The sequence below is a fragment of the Enterobacter sp. C6 genome (assembly GCF_008122455.1).
Taxonomy (GTDB): Bacteria; Pseudomonadota; Gammaproteobacteria; order Enterobacterales; family Enterobacteriaceae; genus Enterobacter; species Enterobacter pseudoroggenkampii.
Map to the genome: position 1 here is coordinate 16,004 of NZ_QPFW01000211.1, position 17,874 is coordinate 33,877.

17 protein-coding genes are annotated in these 17,874 nt (G+C 56.0%); 10 read left to right on the forward strand and 7 right to left on the reverse strand.

Going from position 1 to position 17,874, the window contains the following annotated elements; translation table 11 throughout:
• Nucleotides 1–3: 3 nt before the first annotated feature.
• Both DOU50_RS10465 and DOU50_RS10470 read right to left on the reverse strand, forming a co-directional pair.
• Nucleotides 4–498 (reverse strand): ferritin-like domain-containing protein, encoded by a 495-nt coding sequence (locus DOU50_RS10465; RefSeq protein WP_148769338.1) that lies wholly within the window; start codon nucleotides 496–498, stop codon nucleotides 4–6.
• Between the two features lie 94 nt (nucleotides 499–592).
• A complete protein-coding gene (locus tag DOU50_RS10470) occupies nucleotides 593–778 on the reverse strand; it encodes a general stress protein (protein ID WP_004150795.1) in 186 nt (61 codons plus the stop codon).
• A 529-nt stretch (nucleotides 779–1,307) separates the two neighbouring features.
• Between DOU50_RS10470 and DOU50_RS10475 the strand changes: the two genes are divergently transcribed.
• Together DOU50_RS10475 and DOU50_RS10480 are read left to right on the forward strand one after the other, a co-directional pair.
• The gene (locus DOU50_RS10475) at nucleotides 1,308–2,651 is read left to right on the forward strand and encodes a VOC family protein (protein ID WP_148769339.1); all 1,344 of its coding nucleotides are present in this window, start codon (nucleotides 1,308–1,310) and stop codon (nucleotides 2,649–2,651) included.
• A 43-nt stretch (nucleotides 2,652–2,694) separates the two neighbouring features.
• Entirely contained in the window at nucleotides 2,695–4,200 is a 1,506-nt protein-coding gene (locus DOU50_RS10480) for a carboxylesterase/lipase family protein (RefSeq protein ID WP_148769340.1), read from the forward strand.
• Here the strand turns inward: DOU50_RS10480 and DOU50_RS10485 are convergent.
• Nucleotides 4,187–5,029: a LysR family transcriptional regulator gene (locus tag DOU50_RS10485; RefSeq protein WP_032647143.1), complete on the reverse strand. Its 843-nt coding sequence runs from the start codon at nucleotides 5,027–5,029 to the stop codon at nucleotides 4,187–4,189. The genes DOU50_RS10480 and DOU50_RS10485 overlap by 14 nt on opposite strands.
• A gap of 114 nt (nucleotides 5,030–5,143) precedes the next feature.
• On the opposite strand from DOU50_RS10485, the gene DOU50_RS10490 reads away from it, so the two are divergent.
• From DOU50_RS10490 to rimL, 4 genes are all read left to right on the forward strand, one after another.
• Complete coding sequence (locus tag DOU50_RS10490) at nucleotides 5,144–6,313, forward strand: pyridoxal phosphate-dependent aminotransferase (RefSeq protein WP_148769341.1); 1,170 nt, start codon at nucleotides 5,144–5,146, stop codon at nucleotides 6,311–6,313.
• 155 nt (nucleotides 6,314–6,468) lie between these two features.
• The gene (locus DOU50_RS10495) at nucleotides 6,469–7,242 is read left to right on the forward strand and encodes a transporter substrate-binding domain-containing protein (protein ID WP_021242531.1); all 774 of its coding nucleotides are present in this window, start codon (nucleotides 6,469–6,471) and stop codon (nucleotides 7,240–7,242) included.
• 242 nt (nucleotides 7,243–7,484) lie between these two features.
• On the forward strand, nucleotides 7,485–9,140 hold the full coding sequence (locus tag DOU50_RS10500; protein ID WP_148769342.1) for a glucan biosynthesis protein D: 1,656 nt from the start codon (nucleotides 7,485–7,487) through the stop codon (nucleotides 9,138–9,140).
• Nucleotides 9,141–9,235: 95 nt separating this feature from the next.
• Nucleotides 9,236–9,775 carry a 50S ribosomal protein L7/L12-serine acetyltransferase gene (gene rimL / locus DOU50_RS10505; protein WP_148769343.1) on the forward strand — a complete coding sequence of 180 codons (540 nt, stop codon included), beginning with the start codon at nucleotides 9,236–9,238 and terminating at the stop codon, nucleotides 9,773–9,775.
• Here rimL and ydcK read toward each other — a convergent pair.
• Nucleotides 9,770–10,750 carry a YdcK family protein gene (ydcK, locus tag DOU50_RS10510; protein WP_148769344.1) on the reverse strand — a complete coding sequence of 327 codons (981 nt, stop codon included), beginning with the start codon at nucleotides 10,748–10,750 and terminating at the stop codon, nucleotides 9,770–9,772. The genes rimL and ydcK overlap by 6 nt on opposite strands.
• A gap of 134 nt (nucleotides 10,751–10,884) precedes the next feature.
• Between ydcK and tehB the strand changes: the two genes are divergently transcribed.
• Nucleotides 10,885–11,478 carry a tellurite resistance methyltransferase TehB gene (gene tehB, locus DOU50_RS10515; RefSeq protein WP_148769345.1) on the forward strand — a complete coding sequence of 198 codons (594 nt, stop codon included), beginning with the start codon at nucleotides 10,885–10,887 and terminating at the stop codon, nucleotides 11,476–11,478.
• Here tehB and pepT read toward each other — a convergent pair.
• Nucleotides 11,475–12,704: a peptidase T gene (pepT, locus tag DOU50_RS10520; RefSeq protein WP_148769346.1), complete on the reverse strand. Its 1,230-nt coding sequence runs from the start codon at nucleotides 12,702–12,704 to the stop codon at nucleotides 11,475–11,477. The two genes, tehB and pepT, sit on opposite strands and share 4 nt — an antisense overlap.
• Before the next feature lie 111 nt (nucleotides 12,705–12,815).
• Here pepT and DOU50_RS10525 point away from each other — a divergent pair, with 111 nt between their 5' ends.
• Together DOU50_RS10525 and DOU50_RS10530 are read left to right on the forward strand one after the other, a co-directional pair.
• Complete coding sequence (locus DOU50_RS10525) at nucleotides 12,816–14,411, forward strand: ABC transporter substrate-binding protein (RefSeq protein WP_148769349.1); 1,596 nt, start codon at nucleotides 12,816–12,818, stop codon at nucleotides 14,409–14,411.
• A 135-nt stretch (nucleotides 14,412–14,546) separates the two neighbouring features.
• Complete coding sequence (locus DOU50_RS10530; RefSeq protein ID WP_148769347.1) at nucleotides 14,547–15,221, forward strand: DUF3313 domain-containing protein; 675 nt, start codon at nucleotides 14,547–14,549, stop codon at nucleotides 15,219–15,221.
• Nucleotides 15,222–15,255: 34 nt separating this feature from the next.
• Here the strand turns inward: DOU50_RS10530 and DOU50_RS10535 are convergent, their stop codons facing one another.
• Nucleotides 15,256–16,152, reverse strand: coding sequence for a DMT family transporter (locus DOU50_RS10535; protein ID WP_032647160.1), 897 nt, complete (start codon nucleotides 16,150–16,152; stop codon nucleotides 15,256–15,258).
• 173 nt (nucleotides 16,153–16,325) lie between these two features.
• Between DOU50_RS10535 and DOU50_RS10540 the strand changes: the two genes are divergently transcribed.
• The gene (locus tag DOU50_RS10540) at nucleotides 16,326–17,198 is read left to right on the forward strand and encodes a helix-turn-helix transcriptional regulator (RefSeq protein WP_024908429.1); all 873 of its coding nucleotides are present in this window, start codon (nucleotides 16,326–16,328) and stop codon (nucleotides 17,196–17,198) included.
• Here the strand turns inward: DOU50_RS10540 and DOU50_RS10545 are convergent.
• Nucleotides 17,178–17,874, reverse strand: a 697-nt coding sequence (locus DOU50_RS10545; RefSeq protein WP_148769348.1) for a benzoate/H(+) symporter BenE family transporter, incomplete at its 5' end; no start/stop codon positions are given. The two genes, DOU50_RS10540 and DOU50_RS10545, sit on opposite strands and share 21 nt — an antisense overlap.

Genomic DNA, 17,874 nt, shown 5'->3' on the forward strand with positions numbered 1-17,874 from the left:
GCGTCATTTCTGCGCTTTTTGGTTAATATTTCCAACGGCCAGGTCGGTGAGTTTAAGGTCGGTCTCTTTTTCTTCTTCCAGGGTTTCGGCAAGAAGTTTAACGGCTTTTTTATAGCCCAGTTGTTCTGCTAATGTGGCAAGGGTACCGTAGCTGGCTATTTCGTAATGCTCAACTTTTTGTGCAGCAGCAATTAACGCGGCATCACGCACCTCATTTTTTTCCGTGCTTTCGATGACTTCGTTGGCTTCTTCAATTAAGCCTTCCATCGCCACGCACTTCATGCGTTTGATCTTAATACCGTCTTCCTGCTCGACGATCTGGTCAATACGTTCAATCTGACCCTGCGTTTCCTCCAGGTGTGCGGTAAAAGCGGCGCTCAGCTTCTCGTTGGACGCGGCGCGGGCGAGCTTGCTCAGCGCGCGGGTAAGCTGCTTTTCTGCGCTGTAGGTATCCGACAGAAGATGAATAAATACATCCTCAACACTTTTCATATTCATAATAATTACGCTCCGGTAAAATAATGAAAGGGTACTGCGAGCTTTTCAGCCCGCAGCATGCTCTCTGGTTTTATTAAAAGAGTTTTAAATAAGATCAGGAGTTATCAGACTTACGGCCTCCGCCGTGACTGTTCTGTCCCCCTTTCTTACCCGCTTCAGATGCGCGTTGCGGATCGTTTTTAAAATTACCACCGCTGTGCTGGCCACCTTTACGTCCAGCTTCTGATGCTTTTTCACGGTCTTCAGCGAAATTACCGGAACCACCACGATGCTCTGCCATATTAAACCTCATAGTCATATATTGGTTATGTCAGTACGATACGAAAATATTTCCGTATCACTCGTCGTTCGAGTAATAACTCTAGTCGCTGTGCGTCATCCGTCAAATGCGTTTTGCTATTTGCGGTTGCGTTATTTTTAAGTATTTGAAAATTTGCGCTTCGCTTAAAATGGAAATATGGATAGGCAGGAAGGACTTGTAAACAACCATTCGGATTAATCCTAACTTCGAGCTAAAAATTTGAAAGGTGAGGATAAAAATAATGGCGTGCTCAAATTGATTAATTTGCAGTCAGGAGAAAAAGAAAAAATACTCCTTTATAGCTAGAAAGCGGAACCCTAAATAATTATAAGGAAAATCCTGGATAAAAGCGTTCAGGTCGAAAGGGCGGTTCCGTTCGGATCTTTTCAGGGGCCAGTAGCACACGGTTTGACCACTGTCGTCTTAAGATCACAAATCAGAAATTCTTCCCCCCGGAAGGAACGGGTTTCTCTACACTCCAGGTAATATTCACTGGAGGCATGACATCATGGCGAACACCATCACGGCTGATGACATTCGGGAACACTTTTCGCAGGCTATGTCGGCGATGTACCAGCAGGAAGTTCCGCAGTACGGCACCTTGCTCGAACTGGTTGCGGACGTAAACCTGGCGGTTCTGGAAAATAATCCACTATTACATGAACAACTGGCTAACGCCGATGAGCTTGCGCGCCTGAACGTTGAGCGTCACGGGGCGATCCGCGTCGGCACGGCACAGGAACTTTCAACCCTGCGCCGTATGTTTGCCATTATGGGCATGTACCCGGTCAGCTATTACGATCTCTCTCAGGCGGGGGTGCCGGTCCACTCAACGGCGTTTCGCCCGATCGATGATGCGGCGCTGTGTCGAAATCCGTTTCGTATCTTTACCTCGCTGCTGCGCCTTGAGCTGATTGAAAACGTCGCGCTGCGCGAACGTGCCGCAGAGATCCTCTCTCACCGGAACATCTTTACCCCCCGCTGTCTGGAACTGATCGACCTCCACGAGTCGGAAGGGCACTTTACTGACGCACAGGCCCACGAGTTTGTGCAGGAAGCGTTGGAAACCTTCCGCTGGCACCGCCATGCGACGGTCGATCAGGAGACCTATCTGGCCCTGAGCAACGAGCATCGCCTGATTGCCGACGTGGTCTGCTTCCCGGGCTGCCATATTAACCACCTCACGCCGCGCACGCTGGATATTGACCGGGTGCAGGAGCTGATGCCGAAGTACGGTATTGAGCCAAAAATACTGATCGAAGGCCCGCCGCGTCGCGAGGTGCCCGTCTTACTGCGTCAAACCAGCTTTAAGGCGCTGGAAGAGCCGGTGCTGTTTGCCGGGGAACATAAGGGTACCCACACCGCGCGCTTCGGTGAGATTGAGCAGCGCGGCGTGGCGCTGACGCCAAAAGGCCGGGAATTGTACGATAGCCTTCTCGCCCAGGCCGGTACCGGCAAAGATAACCTCACGCACCAGCTGCATTTGCGGGAGATATTTGGCGCTTTCCCGGACAGCGAGCTGTTAATGCGCCGTCAGGAGCTGGCCTATTTCCGCTATCGTCTGACGCCTGCGGGTGAAGCGCATCGCCATGCGTTCCGGCCGGGAGACGATCCGCAGCCGCTGATTGAGCGCGGATGGGTGGTTGCCCAGCCGATCACCTACGAAGATTTCCTCCCGGTCAGCGCTGCGGGGATATTCCAGTCTAATCTCGGGAACGAAACCCAGGCCCGCAGCCACGGTAACGCCAGCCGCGATGCGTTTGAGGACGCGCTGGGCTGTCCGGTGTATGACGAGTTTACGCTCTATCAGGAGGCTGAAACCCGCAGCAAACAGCGTTGCGGTTTGCTCTGAAATCGTTACTCTGCTGGGGTGTGATGGAAAAAATAAGGTCGTTATGCAAAATCCTTCCGCCCCTGTGGTTGAAACGCGCCAGGGCGCACTGTCTGGTTTAACCGATGAAAATGTCCACGTCTGGTGCGGTATTCCCTACGCCGCACCGCCCGTGGGGGAGTGGCGCTGGCGCTCACCTCGGCCGCCTGAACGCTGGGATGGCCTGCGCGAGGCTACGGCTTTCTCGCCCTCAAGCTGGCAAAGCAGCGAGTATTGTCAGGAGTTAGGCGGCGGCGATCCGGGCCAGTTTTCCGAAGATTGTCTCTACCTTAACGTCTGGTCCCCCAAAGAGCGCACCGGGGCGCTTCCGGTTATGGTCTGGCTGCACGGGGGCGGGTTTACGATTGGTGCCGGAGGCCTGCCGCCGTATAACGGCAAAGCGCTGGCCACGCGCGGCGTGGTTGTCGTGACGATCAACTACCGTCTCGGTCATCTCGGCTTTTTCGCCCATCCCGCGCTGGAAGGCGAGGAAGGGCGCGTGGTGCATAATTTTGCCCTGCTGGATCAAATCGCCGCCCTCGAATGGGTGCGGGAGAACATCGCCGGGTTTGGTGGCGATCCAGACAATGTGACCCTGTTTGGTGAATCCGCCGGCGCGCGCAGCGTGCTCTCTCTGCTGGCCTCGCCGCTGGCGGCAGGATTATTCCATAAGGCGATAGTGCAAAGCGGATATACCTTGCCGGACACGCCGCGTGAACAGGCGCTGCAAAAAGGGGAGGCGCTGGCCGCCCATTTCGGCCTGGAAAAGGCGACTGCTGAGCAGCTGCGCGCCATTCCGCCTGAGGCGTTCTGGCCGCTCACCGCACCGCTGAACGTCGCCCCGGCGCCCATCGTTGGGGACTGCGTTCTGCCCGAAGCGATGCTGGACGTCTTTTTCGCTGCCCGCCAGCATCCCGTGCCGGTGATGATTGGCTCCAACAGCGATGAAGCCAGCGTGATGGCGGTGTTTGGCATCGATCTCGCGGGGCAAATTCAGAAGCTTCGCCGCGAGCGTCGCTTTGGGCTGGGGCTGATTAAGCTGCTCTATCCGGGCGTGAAAGGCGATGAGGAGTTGGGCAGGCAGGTGTGCCGCGACATGGCGTTCACCACGATGGGCTATGTGGTGATGCAGGCTCAGCAGCGCGTGGGTGGATTATGCTGGCGTTACTGGTTTGACTATGTCGCCGAGGCGGAACATGGCACGTATATCAACGGCGCCTGGCACGGCAACGAAGTGCCCTACGTCTTCGATACGCTCGGCCAGGTGGAGCCTTCACGCCAGTATGTCAACGAACGGGATCTACAGTTTGCTGCCCAGGTGGCGGATTACTGGATGAGCTTCGCGCGATACGCAGGGCTTCGCGACACCCTGCCCGGGCCGACGCACTGGCCCGCGTGTCGCAAAGGGCGGGACGTTCTGTTACGCATTGGTGTGAATAAATATGCAGCTTTCAGGCTTGAAAACCGCTTTATGCGCGCCCGCATGAGCCTCTTCAAACGGGTGATGAAGCACCACGTCAGCCTCGATTAAGCAAACAGGCGCGAAACGCCGCCAGTCCATTTTCTTCGCCTGGCGTTTCGCGCAGCACCAGCCGGTAGCTTGCGCCGGTTTTTATGCTGGTTTCATAGGGCCGTAGCAGCCTTCCCGCGCGGACATCTTCTTCCACCAGCGTTTCGTCGGCGATGGCAACGCCCAGCCCCTGAATGGCGGCCGTAATGGCGAGATCCATCGTGTCGAAGTGTTGATTTTTGTGCATGACAAAGCCCGGACCTTCCTGTTTCGTCAGCCACAGCGACCAGTCTGTCTTATCCCTTGTGGGGTGCAGGAACGTCAGCGAACCCAGCGCTGCTCCTGCCCGCACCGGGCTTATCACCGGGGTGAGCGCCTCTTCGAACAGCAGATCGCCTGCGCTCATGTGCGTGCCGAACACGATGGCCGCGTCGTAAGATTCGGTTTTGAAATTGACGTTGTGATCGGTGGTGGTGGTCAGCGCAATTTGCAGATCCGGCTGCTCGCGCTCCACCTCCAGCAGGCGCGGCACCAGCCAGCGCATGGCGCAGGTGGGGGCCTTGAGCCGGATCACGGTGTGCTGGCTGCGGGCCTGGTCGGCCACGGACAGCAGCTGCTCGAAAGCGGACTGCAGCTCCGGAAGCAGAGCGCTGCCCTGCGGTGAGAGGCGCAGCCCGCGCGCGTGGCGTTCAAAAAGCGGAAAGCCAAACCACGCCTCAAGGGAGGCAATCTTGCGGCTCACGGCCCCCTGCGTCAGACACAGTTCTGCGGCGGCATGGGTGAGATTCAGGTGACGCGCGGTGACTAAAAATGCGTCGATGGCGTTAAGCGGGAGCGAACGGCGCGACATGGAAAATCCTCAGCTATGCATTTTTCTCATGGCTATTATGACAACAATTCGATTGTCCCGACAGTACAGATGTTGTTTGAATAGTTATGCAATGTCCATGAGAAGAGAAAGAGGATGACTTTACGAACGCCAGTGCAAACGCGCTCCAAACTGCCCGATGTGGGCACCACCATTTTTACCGTTATCGGCCAGCTCTCGGCGCAGCATAACGCGATTAACCTTTCTCAGGGCGCACCGAATTTTTCCTGCGACCCGAAGCTGATTGCGGGCGTCACCCGTGCAATGGAGGCGGGGCATAACCAGTATGCGTCAATGACCGGCCTGCAGCCGCTCAAAGAGCGCATTGCCGATAAAATTGCCACCCTATACGGCACGCGGTATGACCCGGCCAGCGAGGTGCTGGTGACCGCCAGCGCCAGCGAAGGGCTCTATTCGGCAATCAGCGGGCTGGTGCACCCGGGTGATGAGGTGATCTACTTTGAACCGTCATTTGACAGCTACGCGCCGATTGTCCGTCTGCAGGGGGCAACGCCGATTGCCATCAAGCTCACCGTGCCGGATTTTGCCGTCAACTGGGACGAAGTCCGGGCTGCCATCTCCCCGCGCACGCGCATGATCATCATCAATACGCCGCACAACCCGAGCGGCCAGGTTTTTTCAGCCAACGACCTGCAGCAACTGGCGGCGCTGACGCGCAATACCGACATCATTATTTTGTCTGACGAAGTGTATGAACACGTGGTGTTTGACGGTGAGCCGCACCACGGGATGGCCACGCACCCGCAGCTGGCGGAGCGTAGCGTGATTATTTCCTCTTTCGGAAAAACCTATCACGTCACCGGCTGGCGCGTGGGTTACTGTGTTGCACCGGCGGTGCTGATGGACGAGATTTGTAAAGTCCATCAATTTTTAATGTTTTCTGCCGATACGCCAATGCAGCACGCGTTTGCTGAGCATATGGTCGATCCGCAAACCTGGCTTGCGCTGTCGGCGTTTTACCAGCGCAAGCGCGATCTGCTGCACAGCCTGCTGGCCGATTCGCCGTTTACGCTGCTGCCGAGCGCCGGATCGTTCTTCATGCTGGCGGACTACAGCCAGTTCAGCGACGAGCGCGACAGCGAGCTGGTGAAACGGCTGATCGTCGAGTACGGTGTTGCCACCATTCCGCTGTCGGCGTTTTATGCGGACGGTACGGATAATAAATTGATTCGTCTCTCTTTTGCGAAAGATGAGGCGACGTTACGGGCAGGTGCCCAGGCCCTGTGTCGGGTTAAACCACGCTGAGCCTATCCCATTAGGCTATTTTATTCGCCATTTTGGCACCGGGCAGTGCTCGAAATCCTCACGTACTACATGTACGCTCCGGTTTCTGCGCGCTGTCCGGCACCAAACTGTCTTCAACAATTACGCCTACTGGGATAGGCTCTGAGGAGTTTGAGATGAAATTACGCGCGCTTGTTGTCGGCATGGGATTGCTGTGTACCTTTTCCTCCTTCGCGGCGTCCGAGCTGCGTTACGGTCTGGAAGCAGAATATCCGCCGTTTGAAAGCCGCAATGCGGCAGGCGAACTGGAAGGGTTTGACGTTGAGCTGGGGAATGCCATCTGCAAAGCGGCAGCGCTGAAGTGCAGCTGGGTGGAAACCTCATTTGATGCGCTGATCCCGGGGCTGGTGGCGAAGAAATTCGACGCCATCAACTCGGCGATGAACATTACCGAGCAGCGCCGCAAGAGCATTGATTTTACCCAGCCAATTTACCGTATTCCGTCACAGCTGGTCGGCAAGGCCGGTACGGCGGTTGAGGCGACGCCTGAAGGGCTGAAGGGCAAAACCATCGGCGTGCTGCAGGGTTCCATTCAGGAAACCTATGCCAAAGAGCACTGGGAAAAGCAGGGTGTCACCGTGGTGTCTTATAAAGATCAGAATATGGCCTGGGGCGATCTGCTGAATGGCCGTATCGACGCCTCGCTGGTCATGTCCGCGGCCGGGCAGGCAGGTTTCCTCAGCAAGCCGCAGGGGAAAGGGTTTGGCTTCATCGGCAAGCCGGTGTCTGACGACACTATCCTCGGCAGTGGGATCGGTTTTGGGTTGCGTAAGGGTGACGAGGCCACCAAAAAGCAGCTTGATGCCGCAATTGATAAAGTACGTGCCGACGGCACGATCGCTAAACTCGCTGATAAGTACTTCCCGGGTATCGATGTCAGCGTAAAATAACCGCCTCATTGGCCCCGGCGAACGATGTCGCGCCGGGGCATTTTTATACACATTTTCCAGGCTTTCTTTACACCACTTTCGGGCCGTTCTGGTCGACAGAAAATATTTCTCACTTTGTTCAGATAATCACCGGCCAACAATTGGATTCTTAACCATTTTTGTTTAGGCTGTGCGTTCTTTCTTGCCGTCATTTCGCCGAGCGCGGAACACATTCACACGACCATAAGGACGTTTTTCCAGGCATGAATCGCAGACGTTTTCTAAAAGGCTCGCTGGCAGTGGCAGCCCTGAGCGGCACATCCGGCCTTGCTTCCCTGTTTTCCAAAGCGGCATACGCTGCCGACTCCGACATTGCTGACGGCCAGAGCCGTCGTTTTGACTTCTCCGTACTGCAATCCATGGCGCATGACCTGGCGAAAACCCCGTGGGGTGGCGCACCGCGTCCGCTGCCGGAGACGCTGGCGACGATGACGCCGCAGGCGTACAATGCCATCCGCTACGATGAAAAACAGTCACTGTGGAACAACATTGAAGGGCGTCAGCTGGACGTGCAGTTCTTCCATATGGGAATGGGGTTCCGCCGTCGCGTGCGGATGTTCTCGCTGGACCAGTCCACCTCTATGGCGCGCGAGATCCACTTCCGCCCGGAGCTGTTCAGCTACGGCGAAACGGGTGTGGATACCAAACAGCTGGAAGGGCAAAGCGATCTCGGCTTTGCGGGCTTCCGCGCCTTTAAGGCCCCTGAACTGGCGCGTCGCGATATCGTCTCTTTCCTGGGCGCGAGCTATTTCCGCGCAGTGGATGACACCTACCAGTACGGCCTTTCTGCCCGCGGTCTGGCGGTAGATACCTTTACCGACACGCCGGAAGAGTTCCCGGACTTTACCTCCTTCTGGTTTGAAACCGTCAAACCCGGCGACACAACCTTTACCGTCTATACGCTGCTCGACAGTCCGAGCATTACCGGCGCCTATAAGTTTGTGATCCACTGCGAGAAGAGCCAGGTGATCATGGAGGTGGAAAACCATCTCTACGCGCGGAAGGATATCAAGCAGCTCGGCATCGCACCGATGACCAGCATGTTCAGCTGCGGCAATAACGAACGCCGCATGTGTGATACCATTCACCCGCAAATTCATGACTCCGACCGCCTGGCAATGTGGCGCGGCAACGGGGAGTGGATCTGTCGTCCGCTGAACAACCCGCAGAAGCTGCAGTTCAATGCCTATATGGACAAAAACCCGAAAGGGTTCGGCCTGCTGCAGCTCGATCGCGATTTCTCGCACTATCAGGACGTGATGGGCTGGTATAACAAACGCCCAAGCCTGTGGGTTGAACCGCGTAACGACTGGGGTAAAGGCGCGGTTGGCCTGATGGAGATCCCGACCACCGGTGAAACGCTGGATAACGTGGTCTGCTTCTGGCAGCCGGAAAAAGCTGTCAAAGCGGGCGATGAGCTGGACTTCAAATATCGCCTTTACTGGAGCGCGATGCCGCCGGTGCGCACCCCGCTGGCCAACGTCTTCGCCACCCGTACCGGTATGGGCGGCTTCCCGGAAGGCTGGGCACCGGGCGAAAACTACCCGAAAGTTTGGGCCCGTCGCTTTGCCATCGACTTCGTCGGCGGCGACCTGAAGGCCGCTGCGCCAAAAGGCATCGAGCCGGTGATCACGCTCTCCAGCGGTGAAGCCAAGCAGGTGGAGATCCTCTACGTTGAGCCGTTTGACGGCTATCGCATTCTGTTTGACTGGTACCCGACGTCGGATTCGACGGAGCCGGTGGATATGCGCCTGTTCCTGCGCTGCCAGGGCGACGCCATCAGCGAAACCTGGCTGTACCAGTATTTCCCACCGGCGCCGGATAAACGTCAGTATGTTGATGACAGGGTAATGCGTTAACCCTTGTGCCGGGTGGCGGCTTCGCCTTACCCGGCCTGTGTTTCGATACTGTAGGCCGGGTAAGCGCTAGCGCCACCCGGCAATTGAGAGGCACCATGTCTTCAGAAATCATTCCCGTTTCACAACACATCGAACTGCGTTCCGTCGAAGAACATTACGCCACCGACCTGCACAATCTCGTCGTCAAAAACAGAGCCTTCCTGCAAACCGCCTTTGACTGGGCGCAGCACGTGGGCAGCGAAGAGGATACCCGCCGTAACGTGCAGAGTAACCAGATGCTGCACCAGCGCGGCTACGCCAAAATGTTTATGATCTTCAAGGATGGTGCGCTGGTTGGCGTGCTGTCGTTTAACACGATTGAACCGACCAACAAAGCTGGCTACATCGGCTACTGGCTGGATGAAGCCCACCAGGGGCAGGGCATTCTCTCCCGGTCTCTGCAGGCATTTATGCGCTACTACGTCGAACGCGGTGAGATCCGCCGTTTTGTGATCAAGTGTCGGGTGGCGAATCAGCACAGCAACAGCGTTGCCGTGCGCAACGGTTTTACGCTGGAAGGGTGCCTGCGGGAAGCGGAATACCTGAATGGCCGCTTTGACGATGTGAATATCTACGGCAGGATCTGTACCCTATAACGCCCCCAGCAGCGGCGTGCGGGTGATGCGCTGGTCGCCGTTAATCACTTTTTCGCCGCGCAGGTGAATGCTCTCGCCAGCAAACGCTTCAATGACCGCGTTATCGGTGATTTCAACCCGGTGCTCGATGAGCACATCGCCGCTGATGCGCGCGCGTCCCTGGATCACCACTTTGTCATCCAGCATGATCGGCCCGCCGCGCAGCCAGGCCTGACCGCCAATCAGGACGTGGTGCTTGATGATGCAGTTTCCTTCCACCACGGCATTCTCCGCAATCTGCGAGCTGTAGCGCACCGTCGGAATGGCATCGTCGTCAAAACCGGCAATCACGCGGGCGTTACCATAGACTTTTGCGCAGTCGCACACCCAGACGTTATTCAGGTCGTTACCCTCGAGGATCGCGTTGTCGAAGACTTCGGCCCGGTGCTCAACAAAGGCAAAATTAACCATTGCCTCACCGTAGATTTGCGCCTGGTGCACAATGCGCGACTGGCTGACCGTCGCCTTATCGTAGATTTGCAGGATCTGTTCATGGTCCGGCGTTAACCCTTTGGCAGCAATCACCACGCTGTGATGCAGCACGCGCGCTTCGCCGTAGATATGACACTCGCCCCGTACGCAGGACTGCTGAATGGTGACGTTGTCACTTATGCGCGCCCCGTGGCTGACCTCCGCGCCGTCCAGCCAGCAGCTGTCGCCGATATGCGCGTCATGGCTGATGATGCATGGAAGGGTAAGGCGCGCGTTGCCGGACACGGTTGCACCCGCGAACACCACGCTGTTTTCGTCGTAGATCCAGCAGTCGCCGTCCTGCGCGAGGGCGTGCTCATCGTCAATCCAGCCGCCTTTCGTGCCGGCCGTCACGTCGTTAAAGTCCGCCGTCGCGACGATCTGCCGCAACGTCACAGAGTGGGTGGTTTCGCCGTTTTTCCATTTCCAGAGGCGGGTTTCATCGCTGAGCCGGTATTTTTTCATCGTTTGATCTCTGGTATGCGTCTTCACTAAACGTAGCAAATTTTTCGGTTTTAGAACGGCTGGCAACCAGACGGTAAACGCCTTAAAATGGCATGTAAAATGCACTTTAACTTTATGCGAACGCAGGAAAAACAATGACCGTCGATGAGAATTACTTCACAGAGAAATATGGCTTAACCCGTACCCATTCAGAGGTGCTGTACAGCGCGGAGATTGTGAAGCCCGGTAAAACGCTCGATCTGGGCTGCGGCAACGGCCGTAACAGCCTGTACCTTGCGGCCAACGGGTACGACGTGACCGCATGGGACAAAAACCCGATGAGCATCGATACTATCGAGCGCATCAAGGCGGAAGAAGGGATCGCTAATCTGTATACCGCGATTAAGGATCTGAACAACCTGAGCTTTGACGGCCAGTACGATTTTATTCTCTCCACCGTGGTGCTGATGTTCCTGGAGGCAAAAACCATCCCGGGCCTTATTGCCAACATGCAGCGCTGCACGACGCCGGGGGGTTACAACCTGATCGTTGCCGCCATGGATACGGCGGATTACCCGTGCACCGTCGGCTTCCCGTTTGCGTTTAAAAGCGGAGAGCTGAGCAACTACTACGAAGGCTGGGAGTTGCTCAAATACAACGAAGACGTTGGCGAACTGCACCGTACCGATGAGCACGGCAACCGCATCAAGCTGCGCTTTGCCACAATGCTGGCGCGCAAGCCCGCTTAACGGGCGGCCAGCAGGCAGAGCTGGAGAGCAGTCTTGTAAGACGCCTCGAACGACGACAGCGGCAGGAATTCAAACTTCGAGTGGAAGTTATGCGCCCCGGTGAAGAAGTTCGGGGTGAGTAGCCCTTTAGCCGAGAGCGCCGCGCCGTCGGTGCCGCCGCGCATCGGCGTCGGTTTCGGCGTGATGCCGAGCGATTCCATTGCCTCGAACATCAGATCGATGGCGCGCCGGTCTTCGCCAATCGCATTGCTGATATTGCTGTAGGTATCTTCAATGCGATAGTCCACTCTGGCTGTTGGATGTTGGGCGGCAATCAGCGCGGCCACGTCGGCAATCTGCTGCTTTCGGGCGGCAAAGCTGTCCTTGTCAAAGTCGCGGATATTGGCCTTAAGTACGGCCTCGTTCTGACCGGCCTGAATACCGTTAAACCAGATATAGCCTTCACGCCCCTCGGTGCACTCCGGCGTTTGCTGGCGGTCAAAATGGTTGATGTAGTCAGTCGCCATCAGCAGGGGATTCACCAGCACGCCTTTGGCGGACATCGGGTGCGCCGTAACGCCGGTAAAACGGATCTCCGCGGCCGCCGCGTTAAAATTCTCGTAGACAATTTCCCCCAGCTCGCAGCAGTCGATGGTCCAGGCAAAATCGACGTCAAAGCGCGTAAGATCCAGCGCTTTGGCGCCGTTCAGGCCGATCTCTTCGTCAGGCACAAACGCCACGACGATATCCCCATGCCGATGTTCTGCCGACAGGTTTTCCAGCACCGTCATGACCACCGTGACCGCCGATTTATTATCGGCGCCCAATACGCTGGTACCGTCGCTGAAAATAATCTCCTCATTTGGATAAGCCAGAATTTCCGGATGCTCTTTAACCCGCAGCCAGATGTCTTTCTCTTTATTCAGACAGAGATCTTCACCGGTAAAGGTTAATATTTGTGGATGAATATCCGGTGACAGTCCCACGTCGACGGTATCAATATGGGTAATAAAGCCGATGCGCGGCGCACCGGGCACGTTGCCTTTTTTAACCGCCGTCACCGTGGCGAATTCATCAATCACAATATCGTCTAACCCCAGCTGTGCCAGCTCCTGCGCAAGCTCCCGCGCCATGTCGTGCTGGCCCGGCGTTGAGGGCAGGGTTTTGACTTTGGGATCGCTCTGGCTGGTGATCGCGAGATAGCGGAAAAAACGGTGCGTTAATTGTCTGGAAAGCGGCGAGCCCATAGTGATTTATTCCTTATTTATTTTTCAGGTGTTTGCCACTTCACTTTAATGTTATTTATGAAATGGCAAAAGAATTAATTAGCCGTCGAATTAAAAAGACAGGAATAAATGATGAAAAGCAAACTCACAACTATAGCGCTGGCACTCGCTGCACTCACGGTCAGTTCCGCCGTTGCCGCGAAAACGCTGGTGTATTGCTCCGAAGGATCGCCGGAAAACTTTAATCCTCAATTATACACCTCGGGAACCAGCGTGGACGCCAGCGCCGTGCCGGTCTATAACCGTCTGGTTGATTTCAAACCCGGTACCACGGAGCTAGTGCCGAGCCTGGCGGAGCGCTGGGAGGTGAGCGACGACGGCAAGGTTTATACCTTCCATCTGCGTAAAGGCGTGAAGTTCCAGAGCAATAAATCCTTCACGCCGACCCGCGACTTTAACGCCGACGACGTGATTTTCTCGTTTATGCGGCAGAAAGACGTGAACCATCCCTACCATAACGTCTCTAACGGCAGCTACTCCAACTTCGAAAGCCTGGAGTTTGGCAGCCTGATAACCAGCATTGATAAAGTTGATGACCACACCGTGCGCTTTACCCTGGCGCACCCGGAAGCGCCGTTTGTCGCCGATCTGGCCTGGTATTTTGCCTCAATCCTTTCAGCGGAGTATGCCGACGCGATGCTGAAAGCGGGCACGCCGGAGAAGGTGGATATGGAGCCCATCGGCACCGGGCCGTTTAAGCTGGCGCAGTATCAGAAGGATTCCCGGATCCTGTACACGGCGTTTGCCGACTACTGGCAGGGGAAATCGAAGCTGGACAGGCTGGTGTTCAGCATCACCCCGGATGCCTCCGTGCGTTTTGCCAAAATTGAGAAGAACGAATGTCAGGTGATGCCGTTCCCTAATCCGGCCGATCTGCCGCGCATGAAGGCCAACAAAGACATTAATCTGATGAGTAAGGCGGGGCTGAATACCGGCTTCCTGGCGTTCAACACGCAGAAGCCGCCGCTGGATAACGTGAAGGTCCGTCAGGCGCTGGCGATGGCCATCAACAAACCGGCGATTATTGATGCGGTGTTCCACGGTACCGGAACCGTGGCGAAGAATCTGCTGCCGCCGGGCGTCTGGAGCGCCGACAGCGAGCTTAAGGATTATGATTACGATCCCGAAAAGGCGAAAGCGCTGCTGAAAGAGGCCGGTTTTGCCAGTGGTGTGAGCGTCGACCTGTGGGCGATGCCGGTACAGCGTCCTTACAATCCGAATGCGAAACGCATGGCGGAGATGATTCAGGCCGACTGGGTGAAAATCGGCGTACAGACCAAAATCGTCACCTACGAATGGGGTGAATACCTTAAGCGCGTGAAGGGCGGCGAACATCAGGCCGCGCTGATGGGCTGGACGACCGCAACGGGCGATCCCGATAACTTCTTTGGTCCGCTGTTTACCTGTACCTCGGCAAACGGCGGCTCAAATTCGGCGAAATGGTGCTATAAGCCCTTTGATAAAATTATTGCGGAAGCAAAATCAACGACCGATCGCGATAAACGCGTGGCGCTGTATAAAGAGGCTCAGCAGATGATGCATGACCAGATGCCCGCGGTGATGATTGCGCATTCAACCATTTTCGAACCGGTGCGCAAGGAGGTGACGGGCTATGAAATCGACCCGTTTGGCAAACATCTGTTCTGGCAACTGGATATAAATCAGTAATTTTTCACTGCCCGGTGCGCCTCCGGGCAGTCTTTTTGCAATTTGTGCTCACCGCATCATTTTTTGTCACAACAAACCCGCCAGTCTTTTGCTATAACTTCAAATGCATACTTGCAGATAACATGGAAAACTATCATGCGTACTCAAACTTTTTTTAAAGTTGCAGTGCTTACTGGTCTGTTGGCGTTAGCGGGCTGTTCTTCAAAAGTCGCCGCCCCGGAACAATACTCAGGCTATTTAAAAAACTATTCTGGCTTGAAGGAAACCACGTCAGCAACGGGCAAACCAACATTGCGTTGGGTTGACCCGTCATATAACGAAGCCAATTATGACAGTATCGTCTGGAATCCGATTACGTATTATCCCGTTCCAAAACCAACTACGCAGATTGGTCAAAAAACGCTGGATGAGTTGCTGAGTTATACCAATAACAAAATGAAAACCGCGATTGGCCAGCGTAAACCTATCGTCACGACGCCAGGGCCGCGCAGCCTGATTTTCCGCGGTGCGATTACCGGGGTAAGCTCGAAGAAAGAAGGTCTGCAATTCTATGAAGTGGTGCCTGTTGCGCTGGTTGTAGCGGGTACGCAAATGGCGACGGGTCACCGTACAATGGATACCCACCTGTACTTTGAAGGTGAGTTAATTGATGCGAAAACCGGCAAGCCGGTCATTAATGTGGTTCGTAAAGGCGAAGGTAAAGAGCTGAATAACGAAAGCACACCAATGACCTTTGCAACGCTGAAGCAGGTTGTTGATGACATGGCGACGGATGCCACCATGTTTGATGTGAAAAAGACTGCAAAATAAAATAAAACGGCCTGCGTAATGCAGGCCGTTTTATTTACGCCATCCGTAAGCGTCTGAACCAGGTTTCCGGTTTGGTAAACATCACCATATTTCCTCCCAGAATCAGCACTAACCCCACGATACCGTTGATATGCCAGACGTAGCCTTCATACACCGTGGAGATGGAGAGCGCCACCAGCGGGAAGAGCAGCGTGCTATAGGCCGCTTTGCCCGGTCCAATGCGTCCCACCAGCGTGAAGTAGGCACCAAAAGCAATCACCGAGCCAAACAGAGCCAAATAAACCAGCGCGCCGAGATAGCTCACCGTCCATTCCGGCACAAAGCTATCGCCTCTGAACAGGGCAATGCAGCCCATCACCAGCGTACCGTAGAGCATCGCCCAGGCGTTGGTGGTCATGGTTTCAAGGCCTCTGCGCTGATGACGCATGCTGATCATATTGCCCAGCGAGAAGCCGTAGGTGCCGAGCGCGGAAAGCCCAATCCCGGTCAGGAGCGACGCGCTCCAGCCGCTGGCCAGAAGATCGTCCCAGAAGAGGGTGATGATCCCAACCAGCCCCAGTGCCGCCGCCGTCCAGAAACGCGCGGGCGGGCGCTGCCCGAAGAAAATAAAGCTGTTAATGGCGTTATAGAGCACGGCCATAGAGAAGATCACCGATTCCAGCCCGGTGTTGATATGCGAGGCTGCGGTGTAAAAACACCAGAAGTTAAAGCAGAAAACGCAGCATCCCTGGAGTATGCAATATAGGTGATCCCGCAGCGCCAGCGTGCGCAGGCGTCGCAGGGCGATTAACACCATCATCATCGTGAGGCTGGCGACGGCGAAACGCCAGAAAATAGAGACGGGCGCCGCCACGGGACCCTGCTGCAGAAAAATGGCAATCCAGGTGGTTCCCCAGATGACCACCACCAGTCCATAGAGTAATGCGTTCATATTTTTCTCTTCTCAAACCCCGAAAGCACGCAGTATGGCGCTGAGTTGCGTAACGGGCTTTCACCGGCTTGCGGGTGACTTGCAAAATCTTGCGCTTTTTTCTTCCGCGGGGACTGGCAACGGGAGACAACTCTTCTTAGACTGAGATTCCGGTCAATCACGCGCTAACGGTTATGTCTCACGCTTACGATACCTTTGAAACGCTTTGCCAACAGAATGCGGTCCTGCGGGAAACCGTCTCGCTGAATTCGGGTATTCAGCTGGCAGCGTGGTACAACAAGCACGATACGATAACGGTAAAAAGCAACCATCATACCCTCAGCCTGTACGTGGCGGACGGCTACGAAAGCTATCAAAAAACGCCGGGCGGCTGGAAGAACGGCGGGGGGCCGGACCGTTTCTGCCTGATGCCCAAAGAGAGCGAATCGACGTGGGATATCCGTGATGACCTGTCGTTTGTGCATCTTTACTGCACCGATGAACACCTGCGCGACGTGGGGGAAAAGATCTGGGACAAGCGCCCGCTTTCCCTGACCCTGGACGAGCGCATTTTTGGTAGCGATCCGAAGATTACCACGCTGTATCGCCAGTTTTTACTGGGCTGCGACTGGCAGCAGCACGCCAACCAGCTCACTCTGAGCACGGCCTCCACGCTGCTGCTGACCCATCTGCTGCAAAACTACTCAAACGTGCAGTGGAAGCTGCCGGTTGTCACGGGAGGGTTGTCGCCGTTTGTGCTGCGCAACGTCCTCGCCTTTATCGAAGAGAATCTCGGGCAGCCCCTGACGCTGGCCGAACTGGCGGCGCAGGCTGCCCTCAGCGAATACCATTTTGCACGCATGTTCCGCCAGTCGACGGGGTTGGCGCCGCATCAGTATGTGATGCAGAGGCGAATGGATAAAGCGAAAGCCCTCGTCCAGCACACCTCGACGCCGCTGACGGAGATCGCACTTGCCTGCGGGTTTAACTCCGCCAGCCACTTCAGCAACCGCTTTCGCAGCGCGACGGGCATGACGCCTTCGCAGCTACGCGCGGCGAGCGCGTGAAAACAGGGCGTAGCATACTCCGCCCAGCACCAGCCCCCAGAATGCCGAACCGATGCCCAGGATCGTGACGCCGCTCGCGGTCATCAGGAATGTAACGATGGCCGCATCGCGCTCCGCTTCGTGGCTTAATGCCTGATATAAACTCCCGCTGATGGTGCCCAGCAGCGCCAGACCGGCGAGCGTCTGGATCCAGCTAAGAGGCAGCGCGGCCATCAGCCCGGTAATGGAGCCGCCGAAAATCCCCGCCAGCAGATAAAACCCTCCGGCAGCGATGGCCGCCAGCCAGCGTTTATCGGCATCCGGGTGCGCATCCGGGCTTTGACAAATAGCGGCAGTAATGGCCGCAATGCAGATAGAAAAGACGCCAAACGGAGAAAACAGCAGCGCCAGTCCACCCGTGACGATGATGAGCGGTGAGACCGCCAGCGGGTAACCGGAAGCCTTCATCGTGGCGAACCCCGGCGCATTTTGCGAGGCCATGGTCACCAGGAAGAAGGGCACGCCAATACTCACCAGGCTTGTGAAGGTGAAGGCGGGCGCAATAAACTCAGGCATCACCAGAGAAAGCGTGAGCCTATCGGTGACAACGTCACCTCCCGCCCAGGCCACAATACCGCCGACCAGCAGCGTAACGACGATGGCATAGCGCGGAGCCAGCGCTTTTGCGATCAGCCAC

Excerpts from the sequence above, each read along its gene's own strand:
- DOU50_RS10530 (WP_148769347.1), top strand. The coding sequence starts at position 14,547 with ATGCGTACTCAAACTTTTTTTAAAGTTGCAGTGCTTACTGGTCTGTTG.
- DOU50_RS10500 (WP_148769342.1), top strand. The coding sequence starts at position 7,485 with ATGAATCGCAGACGTTTTCTAAAAGGCTCGCTGGCAGTGGCAGCCCTG.
- DOU50_RS10485 (WP_032647143.1), bottom strand. The coding sequence starts at position 5,029 with ATGTCGCGCCGTTCGCTCCCGCTTAACGCCATCGACGCATTTTTAGTC.
- tehB (WP_148769345.1), top strand. The coding sequence starts at position 10,885 with ATGACCGTCGATGAGAATTACTTCACAGAGAAATATGGCTTAACCCGT.
- rimL (WP_148769343.1), top strand. The coding sequence starts at position 9,236 with ATGTCTTCAGAAATCATTCCCGTTTCACAACACATCGAACTGCGTTCC.
- ydcK (WP_148769344.1), bottom strand. The coding sequence starts at position 10,750 with ATGAAAAAATACCGGCTCAGCGATGAAACCCGCCTCTGGAAATGGAAA.
- DOU50_RS10475 (WP_148769339.1), top strand. The coding sequence starts at position 1,308 with ATGGCGAACACCATCACGGCTGATGACATTCGGGAACACTTTTCGCAG.
- pepT (WP_148769346.1), bottom strand. The coding sequence starts at position 12,704 with ATGGGCTCGCCGCTTTCCAGACAATTAACGCACCGTTTTTTCCGCTAT.
- DOU50_RS10470 (WP_004150795.1), bottom strand. The coding sequence starts at position 778 with ATGGCAGAGCATCGTGGTGGTTCCGGTAATTTCGCTGAAGACCGTGAA.
- DOU50_RS10480 (WP_148769340.1), top strand. The coding sequence starts at position 2,695 with ATGCAAAATCCTTCCGCCCCTGTGGTTGAAACGCGCCAGGGCGCACTG.
- DOU50_RS10495 (WP_021242531.1), top strand. The coding sequence starts at position 6,469 with ATGAAATTACGCGCGCTTGTTGTCGGCATGGGATTGCTGTGTACCTTT.
- DOU50_RS10540 (WP_024908429.1), top strand. The coding sequence starts at position 16,326 with ATGTCTCACGCTTACGATACCTTTGAAACGCTTTGCCAACAGAATGCG.
- DOU50_RS10465 (WP_148769338.1), bottom strand. The coding sequence starts at position 498 with ATGAATATGAAAAGTGTTGAGGATGTATTTATTCATCTTCTGTCGGAT.
- DOU50_RS10525 (WP_148769349.1), top strand. The coding sequence starts at position 12,816 with ATGAAAAGCAAACTCACAACTATAGCGCTGGCACTCGCTGCACTCACG.
- DOU50_RS10490 (WP_148769341.1), top strand. The coding sequence starts at position 5,144 with ATGACTTTACGAACGCCAGTGCAAACGCGCTCCAAACTGCCCGATGTG.
- DOU50_RS10535 (WP_032647160.1), bottom strand. The coding sequence starts at position 16,152 with ATGAACGCATTACTCTATGGACTGGTGGTGGTCATCTGGGGAACCACC.